The 17,535-nt window shown below is 41.7% G+C and carries 16 protein-coding genes; 12 read left to right on the top strand and 4 right to left on the bottom strand.

The genetic code is table 11. The annotated features are described in order from the left end of the window. Window positions 1-77: 77 nt before the first annotated feature. The 10 genes from NST57_RS14250 (at window position 78) to NST57_RS14205 (ending at window position 11,424) form a co-directional block, all read left to right on the top strand. Window positions 78-1,052, top strand: coding sequence for a class I SAM-dependent methyltransferase (locus NST57_RS14250; protein WP_050827548.1), 975 nt, complete (start codon window positions 78-80; stop codon window positions 1,050-1,052). 229 nt (window positions 1,053-1,281) lie between these two features. After that, entirely contained in the window at window positions 1,282-2,466 is a 1,185-nt protein-coding gene (locus tag NST57_RS14245) for an acetate kinase (protein ID WP_007501728.1), read from the top strand. Between the two features lie 99 nt (window positions 2,467-2,565). Further along, a complete protein-coding gene (locus NST57_RS14240; RefSeq protein ID WP_142155722.1) occupies window positions 2,566-3,081 on the top strand; it encodes a molybdenum cofactor synthesis domain-containing protein in 516 nt (171 codons plus the stop codon). A gap of 173 nt (window positions 3,082-3,254) precedes the next feature. Beyond that, window positions 3,255-4,466, top strand: coding sequence for an argininosuccinate synthase (locus tag NST57_RS14235; protein WP_142155721.1), 1,212 nt, complete (start codon window positions 3,255-3,257; stop codon window positions 4,464-4,466). Beyond that, the gene (gene argH / locus NST57_RS14230) at window positions 4,463-5,836 is read left to right on the top strand and encodes an argininosuccinate lyase (RefSeq protein WP_142155720.1); all 1,374 of its coding nucleotides are present in this window, start codon (window positions 4,463-4,465) and stop codon (window positions 5,834-5,836) included. The genes NST57_RS14235 and argH overlap by 4 nt, the downstream gene beginning before the upstream one ends. 105 nt (window positions 5,837-5,941) lie before the next feature. Continuing rightward, a protein-coding gene (locus NST57_RS14225; RefSeq protein WP_341298297.1) for an IS3 family transposase occupies window positions 5,942-7,104 on the top strand; the annotation gives its coding sequence in 2 pieces (ribosomal slippage) (window positions 5,942-6,218 and window positions 6,218-7,104; 1,164 coding nt in all). Between the two features lie 144 nt (window positions 7,105-7,248). Then, on the top strand, window positions 7,249-8,049 hold the full coding sequence (locus NST57_RS14220) for a phosphotransferase family protein (protein ID WP_341298735.1): 801 nt from the start codon (window positions 7,249-7,251) through the stop codon (window positions 8,047-8,049). Window positions 8,050-8,249: 200 nt separating this feature from the next. Continuing rightward, a complete protein-coding gene (locus NST57_RS14215) occupies window positions 8,250-9,005 on the top strand; it encodes an SDR family oxidoreductase (RefSeq protein WP_142155719.1) in 756 nt (251 codons plus the stop codon). A gap of 66 nt (window positions 9,006-9,071) precedes the next feature. Continuing rightward, window positions 9,072-9,755: a metal-dependent hydrolase gene (locus tag NST57_RS14210; protein WP_142155718.1), complete on the top strand. Its 684-nt coding sequence runs from the start codon at window positions 9,072-9,074 to the stop codon at window positions 9,753-9,755. 346 nt (window positions 9,756-10,101) lie between these two features. Next, window positions 10,102-11,424, top strand: a complete 1,323-nt coding sequence (locus NST57_RS14205; protein ID WP_017358275.1) for a CBS domain-containing protein — start codon at window positions 10,102-10,104, stop codon at window positions 11,422-11,424. Between the two features lie 46 nt (window positions 11,425-11,470). Here NST57_RS14205 and NST57_RS14200 read toward each other — a convergent pair whose 3' ends face one another. After that, on the bottom strand, window positions 11,471-11,773 hold the full coding sequence (locus NST57_RS14200) for a YtpI family protein (RefSeq protein ID WP_008343164.1): 303 nt from the start codon (window positions 11,771-11,773) through the stop codon (window positions 11,471-11,473). 147 nt (window positions 11,774-11,920) lie between these two features. Between NST57_RS14200 and NST57_RS14195 the strand changes: the two genes are divergently transcribed. Beyond that, window positions 11,921-12,862: a DHH family phosphoesterase gene (locus NST57_RS14195; RefSeq protein WP_025207776.1), complete on the top strand. Its 942-nt coding sequence runs from the start codon at window positions 11,921-11,923 to the stop codon at window positions 12,860-12,862. Between the two features lie 49 nt (window positions 12,863-12,911). Here NST57_RS14195 and NST57_RS14190 read toward each other — a convergent pair whose 3' ends face one another. The 3 genes from NST57_RS14190 to NST57_RS14180 form a co-directional block, all read right to left on the bottom strand. After that, on the bottom strand, window positions 12,912-13,097 hold the full coding sequence (locus NST57_RS14190) for a hypothetical protein (protein ID WP_341298734.1): 186 nt from the start codon (window positions 13,095-13,097) through the stop codon (window positions 12,912-12,914). A 111-nt stretch (window positions 13,098-13,208) separates the two neighbouring features. Next, window positions 13,209-13,712 (bottom strand): sporulation membrane protein YtrI, encoded by a 504-nt coding sequence (ytrI, locus tag NST57_RS14185; protein WP_142155717.1) that lies wholly within the window; start codon window positions 13,710-13,712, stop codon window positions 13,209-13,211. Next, window positions 13,709-14,050: a YtrH family sporulation protein gene (locus NST57_RS14180; RefSeq protein ID WP_007501717.1), complete on the bottom strand. Its 342-nt coding sequence runs from the start codon at window positions 14,048-14,050 to the stop codon at window positions 13,709-13,711. The genes ytrI and NST57_RS14180 overlap by 4 nt, the downstream gene beginning before the upstream one ends. A 137-nt stretch (window positions 14,051-14,187) precedes the next feature. On the opposite strand from NST57_RS14180, the gene dnaE reads away from it, so the two are divergent. Continuing rightward, complete coding sequence (dnaE, locus tag NST57_RS14175; RefSeq protein WP_341298733.1) at window positions 14,188-17,523, top strand: DNA polymerase III subunit alpha; 3,336 nt, start codon at window positions 14,188-14,190, stop codon at window positions 17,521-17,523. Window positions 17,524-17,535: the final 12 nt, after the last annotated feature.

Here is a 17,535-nt window from a genome sequence, read left to right as displayed (position 1 = left end):
ACAAGAGCTCCGGCTTCATACTGGGGCTCTTTTCAATGAGAACATATAGCTTTTAACAAAGCGAGGAGAGAAAAGCATTGCAGAAAGATCAAGTGAGTACGATTTTTGAGCTGCTCGATACAGCTTCAATTCGTTTAAAAAAGGAACAGAACATTTCCTATATTGAAGCATTGGCAGAAGCAGGAGAAGCCTTTTTCCAGGCAAATGATCGAAACGGTTTACTAAAAGATTTAATAGAGAAAGCAGATTTCGCCTCTTATGATCATGAGCAGATTCGTAAAGCGTTTCAGCTCGCCGTATTGAAAGGACAAAAAGATATTTCACATCCAAACCGGCAGATGACACCTGATACAATTGGTCTGTTTGTCAGCTATTTGGTCAATAAATTTTTAGAAGGACAAAAAGAGCTGGTTGTCTTTGATCCAGCTGCGGGTACAGGGAATTTACTGCTTGCGGTCCTCAACAATGTAACAGCAGAAACAACACGCGGTTTTGCCTCTGAAATTGATGATGTGCTCATTAAAATTGCGTGGGCACAGGCGAACTTAGAAGAAAAAGAAGTAGAACTTTTTCACCAGGACAGCCTTGAGCCGCTTCTTATCTCACCAGCAGATGTTGCTGTATGCAGTCTTCCTGTCGGGTATTATCCAAATGATGAGCGCGCTAAAGACTATGAATTGAAGGCAAAAGAAGGTCATTCCTTTGCGCATTATTTATTCATTGAGCAAAGTCTTCGTTACACGAAAGAAGGCGGCTTCTTATTCTTCATCATTCCAAACGATTTATTTGAAGGAAAAGAAAGCGTACAATTAAAGGATTTCATCAAAGAACATGCATATATGAATGCGTTAATTCAGCTGCCAGTCTCCATGTTCAAAGACAAAAAGCATGCCAAAAGCTTATTTGTGATGCAAAAGAAAAAAGAGGGGCTCGAAGCACCGAAACGTATGCTATTTGCCAATCTGCCATCTTTCTCACAGAAGGAAGCAATGGTTGGCGTCATGAGAAAATTAGACCAATGGTTTATAGAAGAAAAAGAAACGAAAGAATAGCCAGAGTGATGTCTGGCTATTTTATTATTCAGAAAATAACGACTTATCGATGTAAGCGGTAACAGTTCGAAGGTGTACTTGAAATGCAAAGTTTTCAATGTTTAAATGAAAAAGTCAGATATTTTTCGGACTTATCGTTAAACTATAAAAGACCCGTTCAAACAGGTTGAATATAGCACCGAAAAAACGTGAAACCTTATATAACAACTGAGTAAAAGGAGCGACAGTAATGTCCAAAATTATTGCAATCAACGCAGGAAGCTCATCTCTTAAATTCCAATTGTTCGACATGCCAGAAGAAACTGTTTTAACAAAAGGGCTTGTTGAAAGAATTGGAATGGATAACAGTATCTTCACAATTTCTGTAGACGGAGAAAAGAAAACAGAAGTCACAGATATTCCAGATCATGCAGTAGCGGTTAAAATGCTACTTGAAAAACTAATTGAATTTAACATCATCAAAGACTTTAATGAAATTGATGGCGTAGGACACCGCGTCGTTCACGGCGGAGAAAAATTCAGCGATTCTGTTGTTTTAACAGATGAAGTCATCAATGACATTGATCAGCTTTCAGAGCTTGCACCACTTCACAACCCTGCAAACGTTGTAGGAATCAAAGCATTCAAACAAATTCTGCCTGACGTACCAGCGATCGCTGTGTTCGATACAGCGTTCCACCAAACAATGCCAGAGCAGTCTTACCTATACAGCCTTCCGTACGACTACTACAAAAACTTTGGTATTCGTAAATACGGATTCCACGGGACAAGCCATAAGTTCGTCACAGAGCGTGCAGCCGAGCTATTAGGCCGTCCTCTAGAAGAGCTTCGTTTGATTTCTTGCCACCTTGGAAATGGTGCAAGTATCGCGGCAGTAGAAGGCGGAAAATCAATCGATACGTCAATGGGCTTTACACCACTTGCAGGTGTGGCAATGGGTACACGTTCAGGTAACATTGACCCTGCCCTTATTCCATTTATTATGGAGAAAACTGGTCATACGGCGGAAGAAGTTCTTTCTACTTTGAATAAGAAGAGTGGTCTTTTAGGTGTGTCTGGTCTTTCAAGTGATCTTCGTGATATCGAAGAAGCGACAGAAGAAGGAAACGACCGTGCTGAAGTAGCACTAGATATTTTTGCAAGCCGAATTCATAAGTACATCGGTTCTTATGCAGCGAGAATGAATGGTGTAGATGCGATCATCTTCACAGCTGGAATCGGTGAAAACAGCTCAGAAGTGAGAGCACGTGTACTTCGTGGTCTAGAATTCATGGGCGTATACTGGGACCCATCTCTTAACAACATGAGAGGCGAAGAAGCATTCATCAGCTATCCTCACTCTCCTGTAAAAGTCATTGTGATTCCAACGAACGAAGAAGTCATGATTGCAAGAGACGTTATGCGTTTAGCGTAACATCCTTTTAAAGCTCTTTTCCCCATCGGAAAAGAGCTTTTTTCTATTGAAATCAGCATGCTATAATGTGAGGCAATATGAAAGGAGCGGTGTGAAGATATGAGCGTCGAAGAACATAAACGCGAAGCGAAAGCGAGGCTTCATGTAAAAGTCATTACCGTCAGTGATACAAGGACAAAGGAAACAGATAAAAGCGGCCGTCTGATGATTGATTTGCTTAAAGAACAAGGACATCTCATTCTTGCATACGATATTGTGAAAGATCATATTGGAGCAATTCAAGACGCCGTTTTAGAAGGAACAAGTGAAGCGAAGATTGATGCTGTTTTATTAAATGGAGGAACAGGAATTGCAGCAAGGGATGTCACGATTGAATCCATTACACCTCTTTTCTCCAAAGAGCTGCCGGGCTTTGGAGAAATTTTTCGCATGCTGAGCTATACAGAAGATATTGGATCAGCCGCGATCTTATCTAGAGCGACGGCAGGGGTGATTAACCAAAAAGCCGTTTTTGCCACACCAGGCTCTACCGGAGCAGTTCGGTTAGCCATGACCAAACTCATTATTCCAGAGCTTCCTCATGTGTTGCGAGAGCTTGAAAAAGATCGAAAATAGCCCAAAATGACTCTGCCAAGAAAATTTGGCAGAGTTTTTTTCATAAAGGGGTTGAAAAAACAATTTTTCCTTGTTACAGTGTATACATACTAAATGCATGTTTATAAATTAAAACTTATTTTTATGCAAAAAACATTCACAGAATCAAAACAAGCGAGAGGAGCTTTTCAAACATGTCACAAAATAAAAAAGTCGTATTAGCATATTCCGGAGGTCTTGATACCTCTGTTGCAGTTAAATGGTTACAGGAGCAAGGATACGAAGTTGTTGCTTGCTGTCTGGACGTAGGTGAAGGAAAAGATTTAGCATTCGTTCAGCAAAAAGCACTTCAAGTCGGAGCTGTTCAATCTTACATGATCGACGCAAAAGAAGAGTTTGCTGAAGAATTTGCACTTGCTGCACTGCAAGCACACACGATGTATGAAGGAAAATACCCGCTAGTGTCTGCACTATCTCGTCCGCTCATTGCTAAAAAATTAGTGGAAGTCGCAGAGAAAGAAAATGCAGTTGCCGTTGCACACGGATGTACAGGTAAAGGAAACGACCAAGTTCGTTTTGAAGTATCAATTAAAGCATTGAATCCAGACCTAGAAGTTCTTGCACCAGTGCGTGAATGGAAATGGTCACGTGATGAAGAAATCGCCTATGCACAAAAGCACGGTATTCCGATTCCGATTAACCTAGACAGCCCATATTCAATCGACCAAAACCTTTGGGGCAGAAGTAACGAATGTGGTATTTTAGAAGATCCTTGGGCAGCGCCGCCAGAAGGTGCTTATGATCTGACAAATCCACTTGAAAAAACACCTGACACACCTGAAATCATTGAAATCACGTTTGAAAAAGGAAAACCAACAGCTATTGACGGAATTCAGTATTCATTATCTGATCTGATCCTTCATTTAAATGAAGTTGCTGGCCAGCATGGTGTAGGCAGAATCGATCACGTTGAAAACCGTCTTGTTGGGATCAAATCTCGTGAAGTGTATGAGTGCCCAGGTGCAGTTACCCTATTAAAAGCACACAAAGAACTTGAAGACTTAACGCTTGTCAAAGAAGTAGCACATTTTAAGCCAATCGTTGAGCAAAAAATGGCTGAATTAATATACAACGGCTTATGGTTCTCACCACTTAAATCAGCACTAGATGCATTCTTACAAGAAACGCAAAAGAACGTAACAGGTGTTGTACGTGTGAAACTATTTAAAGGTCATGCTATTGTAGAAGGACGTAAATCACCATATTCACTTTATGATGAAAATCTAGCAACTTACACAAAAGCAGATGAATTCGATCATGATGCAGCTGTAGGATTTATTAACCTTTGGGGTTTACCAACAAAAGTAAACAGCATCGTGAACAAAAAGGAGCAGGTTAAAGCATGAAAAAGCTTTGGGGAGGCCGATTTCAAAAAACACCAGAAAAATGGGTCGATGAGTTTGGTGCATCCATTCATTTCGACAAACAATTAGTCAAAGAAGATCTGACCGGCTCCCTTGCCCATGCAAGTATGCTGAATAAATGCGGTATCATCGGTGATGAGGAGGCCGCTGCAATCAAAGACGGACTGAATACGCTCATGAAAAAGGCAGAGGCCGATGAACTTGAATTCTCAGTGGATTATGAGGACATTCATTTAAACCTTGAAAAAATGCTCATTGATGAGATTGGTCCGCTTGGCGGCAAATTACACACAGCGAGAAGCCGGAATGATCAGGTCGCAACCGATATGCATTTATATTTGAATAACCAAGTAGAGCATATCATTGAGCTGATCTCTTCTTTTCAAAAAGTGCTTGTAGAAAAAGCTGAACAGCACGTTGAAACAATTTTTCCGGGATATACGCACTTACAGCGTGCACAGCCTATCTCCTTTGCTCATCATATGCTCGCCTACTTTTGGATGCTTGAGCGGGACAAAGCGCGTTTTCAAGATTCATTGAAGCGGATTAATGTGTCACCACTTGGATGCGGGGCGTTAGCGGGAACGACATTCCCGATTGATCGCGAATATACAGCAGAGCTGCTTGGCTTTGCCCATATTTACGAGAACAGCCTTGATGGCGTGAGTGATCGTGATTTCATTTTAGAGTTCTTGTCCAATAGCAGCCTTGTGATGATGCATCTCTCACGTCTTTGTGAGGAAATCATTTTATGGTGTTCTCAAGAATTCAAATTCATTGAGCTCGATGACACGTACGCAACAGGCAGCAGCATGATGCCGCAAAAGAAAAACCCGGATATGGCTGAATTGATCCGCGGAAAAACAGGGCGGGTATATGGCAACCTGATGGGGCTGCTCACCATTATGAAAGGCTTGCCGCTTACGTATAACAAAGATTTGCAAGAAGATAAAGAAGGCATGTTTGATACGGTGAAAACGATCGCTGGCAGCCTGCAAATCTTCACAGGCATGATTCAAACAATGACAGTGAACGAAGATGTCATGAAAAAAGCAACAAAAGAAGATTTCTCAAATGCGACCGAAGTGGCAGACTACCTTGCGAAAAAAGGCATGCCATTCCGTGAAGCACACGAAATCGTTGGGAAGCTTGTGTATACATGCATTCAAAAAGGCATCTATTTAAGTGACCTTCCATTTGAAACATTTACAGAAGCAAGCGGCCTCTTTGAACAAGACATTTACACTGTTCTTGATCCGTATGTTGCTGTTGAAAAAAGAACAAGTGCAGGTGGAACTGGATTCAAACAAATTCAGCTCGCTTTAGAAAAAGCAAAAGCCTGCCTAGCATAATTCGCCAAAACCATTCGTTTTAGACTAACCTAGTCAAATGGGACATAAAAAAACACCCTTCAAGTGATACACTTAAACTAAGTGATAATTTGGAGGGTATTTTTTATGAAAAAAAACAGATATTCAGCTGAAATAAAATGGGCAGTTGTGAAAGATAAATTAAGCGGGCAGTTTACCAATCAACAAATTATGGATAAATATCATATAAAGAATGTATCTCAGATTAAAACATGGATGAAGTGGTATCGAGAAAATCAGTTACATCGATTCGATCAGCCAATTGGAAAACAATATAGCTTCGGACATGGACCTGACAATGTATCCAAAGAGGAAAAAGTAAATAGGCAGATTGAACACCTTAAGATGGAGAATGAAATTCTAAAAAAGTATTTGGAGATCGTAGAGGAGTTGAAAAAGGAGTAGCCTTGTATTTGATCGAGAGATTACGGAAGAACTATACAGTAACGTCTGTCTTAAGTATTTTGCAGATCGCCAGATCGACCTATTATCGCTGGGTATCCGAAGGAATACGTGAAAAATCACAAGTGGAGAAGGCTGTTATTTCCTTATGTACCGAAACGTCGTTCCGGTACGGCCACCGTAAGATCCGAAAGCTGCTTCAGCGCCAATATGATATCAAACGAAACCGAAATACTGTACAGCGCATCATGCAAAAACACCATCTTCAATGTCGTGTGAAGCGTAAAAGGAAATGGAAATCACAAGGGGAATCTGTCATCATTGCCCCAAATATATTAAATCGGAACTTCACCGCAATACACCCGAATTTAAAATGGGTAACCGATATTACTTATATTCAGTATGGACCGAGAACGCTCTATCTTTCGACCATGATGGATTTATACAACAACGAAGTTGTTGCCTATACCCTAGATGATCACCAACAGACATCACTCATATTGGACACACTGAGGGCAGCTTTAGAGAAAAGGAATTCACCTAAAGATGTACTTGTGCATTCAGATCAAGGAAGTGTATACAGTTCGTATGCATATCAAAAGGAGCTAGGGGTAAGGAACCTCACAAGCAGTATGTCTAGACGAGGCAACTGTTGGGATAACGCAGTGATTGAATCATTCCATTCTAGCTTAAAATCAGAGGAATTTATGTTTACAAAGTTCAACTCTATATCAGAAAAAGATGTCAGGCAACGAATCGATCGTTACATCAAGTATTATAATGAAGAGCGTATCCAAGAAAAATTAGGCTACCACGCACCAAAAACATTTGGTAGCATGTCAGCCTAATAAGGGTGTTTTATTCGTGTCTCATTCTGCTATGTCAGTCTATTTATACGGATGGTTTTTTGTCATGGGAAAAAGGAGATTGATCTTCACTGGAGAAAAGGAAAGCATACCAGTGTCAAGCTGAATAAGGAGTGACAACAGTTCATGAAGAAAACGCTTCAGGCTTTGTTTGATCAGCCTATCGTATCAGTGAAAACGTTAGGAGAACCATACGATGGCCGGGCTAATGATGTGTGGCTGATTTCCTTACAAGACCAAACGGAATATGTAGTGAAATCTCCAAAAACTGCAAGAGAAGAAAGTGAATTTGTGTATGGGATCAACTTGATTTATGGAGTAGATGCCCGTACTGTACAAGAGCATCTTGATGAAATCAATGAAAAGCTGGCTCATACGAATTCCTTTCATATTCCGAAAGTTGTTCGTAAAGTGAAGAAGGCAGGGAGACAATTTTATGTCATGGAAAAAGTAGCAGGAATCCCTTTAACATCTTTTGAGGGCCGTTCAGCACACTTCTATAGGGATTACGGGAGGAAACTAGCGCATCTTCATGCATATCGAACAAACTTTTTCGGAGCAGTATACGGGGGAGAAAAGAGACATTTGAGAGAATTCCATGCGCTGTTAAAAAAGGCAGTCTCCAAACTCATCAGCCGCTATTACGCTGATCAGTCTGAATATCAGGATTATGCAGAAAAGGTACAGCAAAAGCTTGAAAAGCTAAGTCCTCCTGATTCAGCCAGTCTCATTTTAATTGATTTAGACCCCTCGCAATATATTGAAGACGATGATCAAGTAACGAGTCTAGTTGATACAGAATATGTTGTATTTGGACCAGCTGCGTTTGATTTTATTGCACTCGAATACCTGTTGACGAAAGAAGCTGCACAATCTGTTCAATTAGGCTATGAAGAGATTTGCCCGCTTCCTCGTCAGCTTCATTAGGCGAGAGAATGCTATCGGTTTGTTTCGCTGCTTCTTGATATCCATGGTTCATGGGATATGAAAAAGTGGATGAATCACCCTATACGGTTTTTCCCTCATTGTTAAAGGGTTCAAAAGTGCGAAGGGAGCCGGTTTATAGTAAAGTAAAGATAATAAAAGAAACACATGAACTTGCAACCTTTGCTTTAGGAGGAGATTGTGTGCGACACGCATTAATAACAGCGGGTTCTAAAGGGCTTGGCAGGAAAGTCACCGAGTCTTTACTGAATATGGGGTATTCTGTGACAGTGAATTATCGAAGTGATGATGAAGCTGTCCGGCAGATGAAAGAAGAACTGCAAGAATACGAAGAAAAGCTTCAATTTGTCCAAGGCGATGTGACAAACAAAGAAGATTTAAAACACATGGTCGAGCTCGCAGCAGAGCGATTTGGGCGGATTGATGCCTTGATCAATAATGCTGGACCTTATATTTTTGAACGAAAAAAACTCGCGGATTACTCTGAAGACGAATGGTATCAAATGATGGAAGGCAACCTATCCGCAGTGTTCCATTTGTTCCGAATGGTGATCCCTATGATGAGAAAACAAGGCTTTGGCCGGATTATCACATATGGCTTCCAAGGAGCAGACCATGCGCCAGGCTGGATGCACAGATCAGCCTTCGGAGCGGCAAAAGTGGGCCTTGCGTCATTGACGAAAACCATTGCGATTGAAGAAGCTGAAAATGGCATCACGGCCAATATGGTTTGTCCAGGGAAAATTGTGGGTGATATGAAAGAATCAACGATAGAGGAAGCCCGGCAGATAAAAGACGATGAAACACCGATTGGCCGGTCTGGGACAGGTGAGGATATCGGTCGTATTATTTCTTTTTTATGTGATGACCGCTCTGACCTGATTACAGGGACCGTCATTGAAGCAACAGGTGGTCTTAATGTGATTCACAGACACTGAGTTTTTCAGCTTTTTAAAAAGGGAATAGACAAAATGAGATCAAATTCGAAAGGTGGATATACTTACATGAAAGCTACATATCATGGACATTCAGTCGTACACATTGAAACAAACGGATACCATATTTGGATTGATCCATTTTTAAATGGAAATAAGCACACAGATGTCAAACCGCAAGATGTCAAAGCGGATGTCATTTTGCTCACGCACGGGCATGGAGATCACGTCGGTGACACCATTGAAATCGCTAAAAGCAATGACGCACTCGTGATTGCGCCATTCGAGCTTGCCACTTATTTAGGCTGGCAAGGGGTGAAAACGCACCCGCTTTCTATTGGCGGCGGATGTGAATTTGAATTTGGTAAAGTCAAGCTGACGCAAGCGTTCCATGGCTCAGCGGTCATTGATGAAGAATCCAAAACGATTACGTATACAGGGATGCCATCCGGTATTTTATTTACTGCTGAAGGCAAAACAATTTATCATGCTGGAGACACGGCTCTCTTCTCGGATATGAAACTCATTGGGGAGCTGAATCATATTGAGCTCGCCTTCCTGCCAATAGGTGATAACTTCACAATGGGACCAGACGATGCGAGAATCGCAGCAGAGTGGCTTCGTGCGAAACAAGTCGTACCGATTCATTACAGTACATTCCCGCCGATTGAACAAGATCCTCATGCATTTGCAGACAGCTTGCATGGCGGCGTGGGTCACGTATTAAACAGCGGAGAATCCATCGACATTTAATCAATAGGAAGAAAAGCCGGCACACAAATGCCGGCTTCAGCATGTAAACAAACCCTCGCATTCTTTGTCAGTCCTGCGCTCTGGTGCTCACGAATGCCAAATTCGCTCCGTGAAAGTAGCCGTCCTTCCTAGACTGCAAAGGTTTTCTATCACGCTGAAACGAAGACAAAGGGCTAAAATAAACAACATTTTAGCCCTTTGTCAACAATCTAAATCCGGCACACAAATGCCGGCTTTTTTATTTGCCTGTATCGTGCTCGTGTAAAAGACAAATTGCTATTAAAAGCCTCCTGCCTTTATAATGAAATATAGATGAAAACGCTGAAAACAAAAAGGGTGAACGGGATTGGCGACAAAGCATGAGCAAATTTTATCGTATATTGATTCATTAGATGTTGGAGAGAAAATTTCTGTCCGGCGTATAGCGAAAGAAATGAAAGTCAGTGAAGGCACGGCTTACCGGGCTATTAAAGATGCTGAAAATAAAGGGTTCGTGAGCACCATTGAACGAGTCGGGACCATTCGAATTGAACAGAAGAAAAAAGAAAATATTGAAAAGCTGACATATGCGGAAGTAGTCAATGTCATTGATGGCCAGGTGCTTGGCGGACGAGCTGGCTTACATAAAACGTTAAATAAATTTGTCATCGGTGCAATGGAACTGGATGCAATGATGCGATACACAGCAGCTGGGAACCTGTTGATCGTCGGAAACCGAATCAATGCCCACCGGCAAGCATTAGAGGCGGGAGCGGCTGTGCTGGTCACGGGCGGATTCTCAACAGATGATGAAATTATTCAGCTCGCAGATGAGCTTGAGCTGCCCATTTTATCAACAAGCTACGATACATTTACCGTAGCGGCTCTCATTAACCGGGCCATTTATGACCAGTTGATTAAAAAAGAAATTGTGCTTGTGGAGGATATTTTAACGCCGATTGAACGGACCGTCTATTTATCGCCAGAGGACAAACTTGAGAAATGGTATGAAAAAAATTATGAAACCGGTCACGGACGGTTCCCGGTAGCAGACGATCAAATGAAAATTCACGGCATTTTGACCTCTAAGGATATTGCGGGCCATGACCGTTCTACACCGATTGAAAAGGTGATGACGAAAAATCCGCTGACCGTCATTGGCAAAACATCTGTCGCTTCAGCTGCACAAATGATGGTGTGGGAAGGTATTGAGGTGCTGCCAGTTGTAAATGATCATGCGAAGCTGATTGGGATGATTAGCCGTCAGGACGTGCTGAAGGCGCTGCAAATGATTCAAAAGCAGCCGCAGGTCGGTGAAAAGCTGGATGATGTCGTGTCACGAGGATTTAAGGAGACCGAGACAGAAAAACCAAAAACTGATGCGGTGTACCAATATGAAGTCTCACCGCAAATGACAAATCAGCTCGGCAATATTTCGTACGGTGTGTTTACACAAATTTTAATCGAATCAGCCAACCGCTTCTTAAAGTCTCATAAAAAAGGCGAGCTAATTGTAGAAAGTCTTTCCGTCTATTTCTTAAAACCGGTTCAAATGGAATCCACGATACAGATCAAACCGAATATTTTAGAAGTTGGGCGCAAGTTTGGAAAGCTGGAAGTGGAAGTTTACCACCAGTCAAATATTGTAGGGAAAGCGATGCTGATGGTGCAGCTGATGGAGAGAGGATAAATGGCAAAAAAGGGCTAAAATAAAGTTCATTTTAGCCCTTTCTCTATTATGCATGGTCTTTTTCGCCTTCCTTTAAAAAGAGCGGAAGATAGTGCTTATAGGCTTTATATCCTGCCCATGTACTGCCGATACCAACGGCAACAAAAACAAACCCAATGACAAATGCGAGTGACGAGCGGTTTAAAAATAATTGATTCACACCGAAGAGCAGGACAAAGCAGCCAAGTGCCATACTTGATTTGGCAGACCAGAATTTCTTTTCGACCGGCCGGTTCGTACGGACATTCTTTGCTTTGTAGTATAAATAAAACATGGCAGAACAAATAATAAACACAATCAAAACAAGCATGTGCCAAGCCTCCATTGTAAGTGGTTACAACCCTATTTTAAACGTAAATAGGCTTGCTTACTAGAATAAATTGTCTATTCCTCACTTTTCTGTCTGGGTAGTTTATGATTTAATAATAAAAAGAGTATCGCATAAGAAGGAGTATTTATGAAAAAAGAACTGATTAGAACCATATCATTATATGACACCATCATCATTCATAGACATGTAAGACCTGATCCAGACGCATATGGATCACAGTGCGGCCTTACGGAAATCTTGCGTGCCACCTATCCAGAAAAAAATATTTATGCGACAGGAACCCCTGAGCCATCTCTTTCATTTTTATATGAATTAGATGACGTGCCGGATGAAGTGTACAAAGGTGCCCTTGTCATTGTCTGTGACACTGCGAATCAAGCTAGAATTGATGATCAGCGCTATTCAATGGGCGATAAGCTGATGAAAATTGATCATCATCCGAATGAAGATCCGTATGGTGATTTGCTTTGGGTTGATACAGAAGCAAGCTCTGTTAGTGAAATGATTTATGAGCTGTATTTAGAGGGGAAAGAAGAAGGATATCAGCTGAATACAAAGGCGGCAGAACTGATTTATGCCGGCATTGTAGGAGACACAGGCCGTTTCCTTTTCCCAAACACAACGAAAAAGACACTCAAATATGCGGGTGAACTCATCGAATATCCGTTTTCATCATCAGACCTTTTCAATCAATTGTATGAGACAGATTTGAATGTCGTGAAATTAAATGGCTATATTTTTCAACATATCTCTTTATCAGAGAATGGCGTAGCTTCTGTTTTTATTAAACGTGACATTTTGGAGTCGTTCCAAACAACAGCGCAGCAAGCCTCACAGCTTGTTGGGACACTTGGAAATATTGCAGGGATTAAGGCATGGGTCTTTTTTGTGGAAGAGAACGATCAGATTCGTGTGAGATTCCGCTCAAAAGGCGTCGTCATTAACACCATTGCTAAAAAATATCATGGCGGAGGTCACCCGCTTGCAGCCGGTGCGTCCATATATGATTGGGCAGTTGCAGATGAGATTTTGCGTGATTTAGAAGAAGTATGTAAATCATCATCGTGAGAGAGGGGCTTCAAGTCCCTCTCTCTTTTTTTGTTCTTTGAGAAAAGGGTTACTTGGATACAGGGATAAACCAGCAGCCGATGTCAGTTGAATCTTCATAGGCTTGGAGATTTTGATGCTTTAATTCTTTTTTAATTAAATGGGCCATCATTTCTGTCTCAGCATAAGCACACAAGCCGTCTTTAATCCGGCTTGCTTTGTCTCGTGCCATTTGACGATAGCTGTAAACCTCCATTGTTCTCACCTCTTTCTTATGATAATATCTCGTTCTTCTTTTAGTGTATAAAAATAACAAGTGAAAAGCGATCATTGAGTGCAGAAATTCATAAAAATTCCACATCATCTATTATTCAGCAAAGGAAATACGCACTTCAAGCGATAGCTTTGTATAAATGGTCAGCTCAGTGACTTTGGCGCGGTATGCCTTTTCTCTAATCGTATATTCTTTATTTTCCACGGTCCGTTTTAAGAGCTCTTTTGTTTTATAGACACTTTCAATATCCTTTGTGATCACCTCTGAGATATCCTCTTTCACCTGATCTTCAAATTTCAAGGTATCTGGCTCCGGGATTTTGTACTGCTCACGGTTGACGAGGTGAACGTCTACGCTCTGAATAAGCAGACGCTGCTTATTGTCTTCATTTAATTTATGCAAATCTTCCCGATAGAGTGTGATTTGTTCTTTCAGACTGTCCATATGGTGCTGCTGGCTTCTGAGCAGTGTCACTTGCTTCTCTTGAAAGGTGCCGTACGTAAAGAGGAAAATCAGCCAGCTGATAATTGCGCCGAACATCATCCCAGCAAAAAAACGCTGCCAGCTTGGACGTTTATACAGCTCTGGCACCCTCATGACGACACATGCTCCTGAGTGAGCCACGTAATCAGGAGATACCCCGTTTGCGCACCGCCCATAGCAGAGATAATTAACAAGATCTGCTTGAAAATATCACGTGTGTTCCCTTCGAAAATCCCTCTTTCAAAACTATAGACCGCATCAAAAGTTCCACCGATTGCCGCAACAAGTGCCCAAATTTTTAAGCGGTTGGCAAGACTTGAAATAATTGATAGCGGTGGCTGACCAGATAAATATGCACCTACCCCGCCTATAATTGCACCGCCCAAAATAACCCCCAGTGCGATAAAATAACAACTAATAAAGTTTGGAATAAAGGCTTCCTTCACATCCATTTTTCCCACCTCACTCTATTCAATATATGGCGTGTGCTGGACAAGTATGAACGAGCGGAAAAGAAAGAACATTTGTTTCTCACCGCATCGCGTTTTATAATGAAAGAATGAATTTAGACGAAAGGAGTGGATTAAGCATGTCCTATGTTCATCTTCAGGTCCACAGTGGATACAGCTTGTTGAGCAGTGCAGCGAAGGTCAAGGAGCTCGTATTAAAGGCGAAAGAACTTGGCTATCAAGCGCTCGCTCTTACGGATGACCATGTGATGTATGGAACGGTTGAATTTTATAAGGAATGTAAAACACATGGCATCAAGCCGATTATCGGTTTAACAGCTTCTGTCTTCATAGATGAACAAGAGACAGAGGCTTATCCTTTGATCCTCCTTGCCAAAAACAATGAAGGCTATCAAAACTTGATCAAAATTAGCAGTGTCTTGAAATCAAAGTCAAAAACCGGCCTGAAAGAGAAATGGCTGAAAGCCTATCATCATGGCCTTATTGCCATCACACCAGGCGTATCCGGCTATATTGAAACGCTGCTGCAACATGATCAGCTAGATGAAGCAAGGGATGCGGCCAGCCATTTAAAAGATCTTTTTGGTGAGGAACATGTGTATTTAGCCGTTCAGCCGTTTCAGCAGGACGAAGAGCTGTCTCATAAGCTCAGGGAACTCTCAAAAAGGGTGAACATCCCGCTTGTGGCAACAGGTGACGTCCACTATATCCATCAAGAGGACAAAACCGCATATACATGTTTAAAGGCCATTAAAGCAGGCCAGCAGTTATCAGAAATAGAGGAAGACCAAGGAGACAAGCATTTCAGATCGACCGAAGAAATGATGAAGTGGTATGGTGATAATCCAGAATTGCTGGCAAGAACGGTTGAGATTGCAAACCGCTGCGAGGTCGATTTAAATCTTGGTCAGACGAAACTGCCAACCTATCCGACGCCTGATCAATCAACAGCTGATCAGTTTTTACGAAGAGTGTGCCTAGAAGGCATGAAACGAAGACAGATTGCTTCAAATGACACATATATCAAAAGGCTTGAGTATGAGCTGAGCATCATTCAAAAAATGAATTTCAGTGATTATTTCCTCATTGTGTGGGATTTTATGAAGTATGCTCATGATCATGGCATTGTCACAGGTCCTGGCCGGGGATCAGCAGCAGGCTCTTTAGTTGCGTATGTTCTGTTTATTACAGATGTCGATCCGATCCGTCACGGGCTTTTATTCGAGCGTTTTTTAAATCCTGAACGAATCAGTATGCCGGATATAGATATCGATTTTCCTGACACGAGAAGAGATGAAATCATTTCATACGTAAAAGACAAATACGGGGATATGCATGTGGCACAAATTGTCACGTTTGGAACACTTGCCGCAAAGGCTGCTTTAAGAGATGTCGGACGTGTAATGGGAATTGATTCAAAAGCAGCAGATCGCCTTGCAAAGCTCATCCCATCAAAGCTAGGGACGACACTGAAAGAAGCGGTGGCGGTCTCCTCAGAATTAAAAACACTGCTCCAGCAATCTGAAGAGCTGCAAAGAGTGTTTCAAACCGCTTTAAAGGTAGAAGGATTACCAAGACATACGTCAACACATGCAGCCGGCGTTGTCCTAAGTGAGGAGCCGCTCACACAAGTCGTGCCTATTCAAGAAGGGCATGATGGAGTGTATTTGACGCAATATGCGATGAATTATTTAGAAGATCTCGGTCTTTTAAAAATGGATTTTTTAGGTTTGAGAAACTTAACATTAATTGAATCCATTAAAAACCAGATTGAAAGACAGGAAAACGTCCACATTAACTTTAGTGACATTTCATATGAAGATCAGAAAACGTTTGAATTGTTATCAGCGGGAGATACTACGGGAATTTTCCAGCTGGAGTCACAAGGTATGCGCCAGGTGCTGAGACGACTGAAACCTTCTAGTCTAGAAGATATCGTGGCAGTCAATGCCTTATACCGCCCGGGTCCGATGGAGAATATCCCGCTCTTTATCGACCGAAAGCATGGCAGAGTGAAAGTCTCCTACCCGCATCCAGATTTGTATGACATCTTAAAGGATACATATGGGGTCATCGTCTATCAGGAGCAAATCATGCTGATTGCAGCAAAGATGGCAGGCTTTAAGCTGGGGGAAGCAGATTTATTAAGAAGAGCCGTTTCAAAGAAAGATAAAAAGGTGCTTGATGAAGAGCGAAGCCATTTTGTTGAAGGATGCCTAAAAAAGGAGTATCCTGTTAACATTGCAAATGACGTTTATGACCTAATCGTCAAATTTGCAAACTATGGTTTTAATAGAAGCCATGCTGTTGCATATAGCATGATCGGCTTTCAGCTTGCTTATTTAAAAGCGCATTATCCGTTATATTTTATGTGCGGTCTTTTAACGAGTGTGATTGGAAATGAAGACAAAGTGGCTCAATATTTCTATGAGGCAAAGGAAAAAGGGATATCTGTGTTGAAGCCTTCTATTAATAAGAGCGAATTCCCATTCACGGTTGAAAAAGGGGAGATCCGCTACAGCTTAAGAGCGATCAAAAATGTCGGAGTGTCAGCTGTAAAGGATATATACAGAGCAAGACAGGAAAAGCCATTTGAAGATTTATTTGATTTTTGCGCAAGGGTATCAACAAAGAGTGTCAACCGAAAAACGATTGAAGCCCTCATTTTCTCAGGGGCAATGGATGAGCTTCATCCAAATCGTGCTTCGTTATTAGCATCGATAGATATTGCGTTAGACCATGTGTCATTTTTAACACCTGAGGAGCAACTGGACTTTCTTGGGGATACAACGTTCTCCATTAAGCCAAAATATGCGGAGATAGACGAACTGCCGCTTGTTGATCTCCTGCAATTTGAAAAAGAGGCACTCGGGTTATATTTATCAAATCACCCTGTACAAGCGTATCGAGATCGCTTAAGAGAAAATGGTGCGGTGGAAATCATCAGACTTTCTTCCTATATAAAGCGAAAGATCTCAATGGGTGGTCTTTTGACAAAGGTGAAATCGATTCGGACAAAAAATGGACAATCGATGGCATTTGTCACATTCGGGGATGAAACGGGAGAAATGGAAGGTGTCGTCTTTCCAGAGCAATTTAGAAAGCTGTCCCCCTTACTTGAGGAGGGCGCAATGCTTTATGTTGAAGGCAGAATAGATGTCAGAAATGAGAGCAGTCAAATCATCGTGCAAGAAGCTGTTCTACTGGAAGAGATGGGCTCTAGAAGAAAAGAATCTGTCTACATTCGAGTCAAAGAAGAGAACCATACGCAGGAGCTGCTAGAACAAGTAAAGCGAGTGATCTCCATGCACAGCGGAGAAGCAGATGTCTATTTGTATTATGAAAAGCAAAAAAAGACGATGAGACTTCCAGATGCATACAAAGTTCATGCAGATCATGCGGTGATTTTCCAGTTAAAAGAGCTGCTCGGTGAACAAAACGTTGTGATTAAATGATGACAAATCGTC

Origin of the sequence: Bacillus sp. FSL M8-0077 (assembly GCF_038050255.1) — a bacterium.
In the GTDB taxonomy this organism is placed as follows: Bacteria; Bacillota; Bacilli; order Bacillales; family Bacillaceae; genus Bacillus; species Bacillus altitudinis.
Note: the sequence above shows the minus strand (reverse complement) of the source record. Positions and strands in the feature narration are given on the sequence as shown.